Annotated in this window: 3 protein-coding genes and 1 pseudogene; 3 read left to right on the top strand and 1 reads right to left on the bottom strand. The window is 34.3% G+C overall.

Annotated features, from left to right (window positions below):
• Positions 1–121 precede the first annotated feature (121 nt).
• From liaF to ACMZ6U_RS10035, 3 genes are read left to right on the top strand one after another with little or no spacing between them, the layout of a single operon-like run.
• A complete protein-coding gene (gene liaF, locus ACMZ6U_RS10045) occupies positions 122–820 on the top strand; it encodes a cell wall-active antibiotics response protein LiaF (RefSeq protein WP_416108290.1) in 699 nt (232 codons plus the stop codon).
• Positions 817–1,815, top strand: a complete 999-nt coding sequence (locus tag ACMZ6U_RS10040; RefSeq protein WP_416108289.1) for a sensor histidine kinase — start codon at positions 817–819, stop codon at positions 1,813–1,815. The genes liaF and ACMZ6U_RS10040 overlap by 4 nt, the downstream gene beginning before the upstream one ends.
• Positions 1,808–2,446: a response regulator gene (locus ACMZ6U_RS10035; protein WP_416108288.1), complete on the top strand. Its 639-nt coding sequence runs from the start codon at positions 1,808–1,810 to the stop codon at positions 2,444–2,446. Before ACMZ6U_RS10040 ends, ACMZ6U_RS10035 begins: the two co-directional genes overlap by 8 nt.
• Before the next feature lie 37 nt (positions 2,447–2,483).
• Here ACMZ6U_RS10035 and ACMZ6U_RS10030 read toward each other — a convergent pair.
• Positions 2,484–2,609 (bottom strand): annotated as a pseudogene (locus tag ACMZ6U_RS10030) (IS982 family transposase); the annotation flags it as partial.

Genomic DNA, 2,609 nt, shown 5'->3' with positions numbered 1-2,609 from the left:
AAGAGCTTTGTCTTCAATCTGAGTATTTCATATTAGAAATACTTTTTTTGTAAGTCTTTAGGCTGATGCTCTTCTTTGGAACTTATGGTAAACTTATTTGTAGTGATAACAGTGAGGTTTTATGCGTAAATTTCAATTTTTTTTAATCGTCGAAGCTATCTTATTACTTTTAGCAATGATGACCATTTTATCAGATGATATACCACGATTCATAGCGATTCTTATCTTAACCTTATTAGCACTTAAATTTTATAATAATACAGATAAGATTAATTTCATTCTGACAGCGTGTTTATTGATATTTTTCTTGATTATGATGCTTAATCCTTTTATTATTTTAGCAATGGTAGTAGGGTTGATTTACATTATGATCAATCATTTTTCACAGGTTCAAAAAAACAATCGACTGGCTGAATTATCATTTGAAACAAGACCTGTGACCTTAACTAAGTATCGTAATCAATGGTTTGGACAAGACGATGATTTGACTTCTGATACTTATTATTTTGATGATATTGATGTAATTCGTATCAGTGGGAATGATACGATTGATTTGTCTAAAGTGATTTTAAGGAATCAAGATAACGTTATTCTCATCAGGAAAGTATATGGGCCGACAAAAATTCTTGTTCCTATAGATGTTTCTGTTAGTTTGACGGTGAGTTCTATTTATGGCTCAGTGGCTTTTTTTGATCATAAAGTATATGATTTGAGAAATGAGACAATCAAACTAAGAAGCGATGATTATGAAGACAGTAGCCGTAGCGTAAAGATCGTTATTAGTAATTTTGCAGGGGATACAGAGGTGATGAGCCGATGAGAAAATCTCATATTATCTTACTTTTTCTTTATGCATTGGTTATTATCTTTTCCATTGTCTCATTGATTCTGGATTCCTTTTCTATATCCTTAAAAGATGTTGTTATGGATGTTGAACGACTAAATCAGTTCATCTTTTCCATTGTTTTGTTGACGATTTCGTTAACAATTATGTTAATTTTTGTATCAACCTTGCTTAATTATCATGCCCATCGCCATATTTTTAAAAATTTAAGACGAATCGTTCATAATCAACCGGTTCAGGCAGGAGATGATGAACTGGGAAGAATGATCAATCAGTTATCTGAAAAAACAATGACCTTAACTCAGCAACTGCAAAATACGGAAAATGTTGATCTTTTTCAAAAAGAAAGTATCATACAGGACGAAAGAAAGCGTATTGCAAGAGATTTACATGACACTGTGAGTCAAGAGCTGTTTGCAGCTGTCATGATTTTATCAGGGATTTCATACAGCCTTTCAAGCTTGAGTCAAGAAGCCTTACAAGAACAGTTGAAAAATACAGAAGATATCTTAACAAATGCGCAAAATGATTTACGTGTTATGCTACTTCATTTGCGCCCTACTGAGCTAGAAGGTAAGTCTCTTAAACAAGGCTTAGAGATGATTTTACAGGAGATTAAAGATAAGAGCCCAATTCAAGTATCTTTTAAGGAAAATTTACAAGTTTTGCCAAAGCCAATTGAAGATCACTTATTTCGTATTATTCAAGAGTTTATTAGTAATACTCTAAAACATTCAAAAGCAAGTCAACTGGATATTTATCTTTACCAGACACCTAGGTCGATTCAGTTAAAGATGATTGATAATGGCGTAGGGTTTGATGTTGAAAAAGCTAAGAGAATTAGTTATGGCTTGAAAAATATGGAAGATCGTGTTTCAGATATGGCAGGAAGTTTCCAGATGATTTCTGCACCCAATCAAGGTGTTACGATGACAGTGATTTTACCACTAGTAGGAGAAGTAGATGAGTAATTTAAGCGTATTATTAGTTGATGACCATGAGATGGTACGAATGGGTTTGAAAAGTTTTTTAAATCTTCAACAAGATATTACAGTGATTGGAGAAGCAGGTAATGGTCAAGAGGGAATAAGTAAAGCTCTTGACTTACGTCCAGACGTTATTGTGATGGATTTGGTTATGCCAGAGATGGATGGGGTAGAGGCGACCTTGCAAATTCTAAAGGAAAGGCCAGAAGCGAAAATATTAGTCTTGACCTCATATCTTGATAATGAGAAAATTTACCCAGTTATTCAAGCAGGTGCCAAAGGCTACATGTTAAAAACATCCAATGCGCCAGAAATTCTCAATGCGATTCGAAAAGTTGCTGAAGGTCAACTGGCTATTGAAACAGAAGTTGAGCAAAAGATGAAACTTCACGACGAGCATCCTGCTCTGCATGAGGATCTCACTGCTAGAGAAAGAGATATCCTGTATTTATTAGCCAAAGGTTACGATAACCAAACCATTGCTGATGAATTATTTATATCTTTAAAAACGGTAAAAACTCACGTGTCCAACATTTTAGCCAAACTACAAGTTGATGATCGTACGCAAGCGGTAGTATATGCTTTCAGACACCATTTGGTACCCCAAGAAGATTAAAAAATATGATACAATGATAAGTATAGTACCCGTGGTGCTAGTTGATTTCAAAATATCTCAAATGATAAGCCAGTATGATTTGTTCGATTCTCAATTGTAGTCCCTTAATGCTTCTCGTCAACGTGTGCTCAATATCAAATAGCGCACAAAGTTCAGAAAAGCG

Origin of the sequence: Streptococcus pluranimalium, from assembly GCF_047785745.1 — a bacterium.
GTDB classification, from domain to species: Bacteria; Bacillota; Bacilli; order Lactobacillales; family Streptococcaceae; genus Streptococcus; species Streptococcus pluranimalium_B.
The sequence above is the reverse complement of the archived record's forward strand: the minus strand, read 5'-3'. Positions and strand labels throughout refer to the sequence as shown.